The organism is Croceibacterium salegens (genome assembly GCF_009827435.1).
Taxonomy (GTDB): domain Bacteria; phylum Pseudomonadota; class Alphaproteobacteria; order Sphingomonadales; family Sphingomonadaceae; genus Croceibacterium_B; species Croceibacterium_B salegens.
In genome coordinates, this window is record NZ_WTYM01000011.1 from 1 (window position 1) to 752 (window position 752).

At 62.2% G+C, this 752-nt stretch carries 2 protein-coding genes; both read right to left on the reverse strand.

Features of this window, described 5'->3' with window-relative positions:
- Positions 1–29: 29 nt before the first annotated feature.
- Positions 30–245, reverse strand: coding sequence for a toll/interleukin-1 receptor domain-containing protein (locus GRI89_RS00115; RefSeq protein WP_159791250.1), 216 nt, complete (start codon positions 243–245; stop codon positions 30–32).
- A 250-nt stretch (positions 246–495) separates the two neighbouring features.
- On the reverse strand, positions 496–752 hold a 257-nt coding region (locus GRI89_RS00120), incomplete at its 5' end, for a hypothetical protein (RefSeq protein WP_235912593.1).

Here is a 752-nt window from a genome sequence, read left to right on the forward strand (position 1 = left end):
AGGCATTCCCCCGCCCTGCCCTCAACTCCTTACCAGCCGGTGCATTTGCTCTGACAGAGCCCGTCGTAGTTTTCGCCTGAGCGCAAGGTGGCGTCCCACCAGACCGTGTAGCCTTCGGCCTCGAGAGCACCGGCAAACAACTTTGCCCGCGCTACATCCTCGCGATTGTAGGAGAGGAAAATGTCGGGCGTTGACAGGAGGCTTCCCCCGGCAAGCGCAGCCATCACGTGGATAGGCGCGGCCATATTCCGCAGCGCATCGGCGAAGACAAGGAGAGTCTCCCCATTGTCCGCTTCCCACCTAGTTCGTGGCCTGAACGCCGAGCGGGCAGAGCGGCAGGAGCAGACCAGCCGGTAACGACCCGAAAGGTGCGGGAATGAATATCCGAGCCGAGCCGATGTCCGCTTGCAACCCAGTCCGCAACCTCACCACCGAGCTAGGCGAGTGCCGAGAGCGGACCGGCTGGTACGGACCCAATTGCGAACGTTCGGATCTTCAGGCGATGATCTCGAACTCGTCATCGCCCATCGGCCGGACGAAGTCGCCCCAGTGACCGGTCTTGCGCCAGTGGTCGATCAGGCCGACATCGATCAGGATCTGTCTGAAGCGCGGATCGTCACAATAGGCGGCGAATGGTGCGTTCCACGCTTCGCCGATCAGCAGGGTGCGCTCGACACCGCCAAGGCCTACACCGACGGCAAATTCGATCATGTGCCGATGATGATCGGCGCGACGAGCGACGATATCGGCGG

Coding starts and splice junctions, on each gene's coding strand:
- GRI89_RS00115 (WP_159791250.1), bottom strand. CDS start 245: ATGGCCGCGCCTATCCACGTGATGGCTGCGCTTGCCGGGGGAAGCCTC.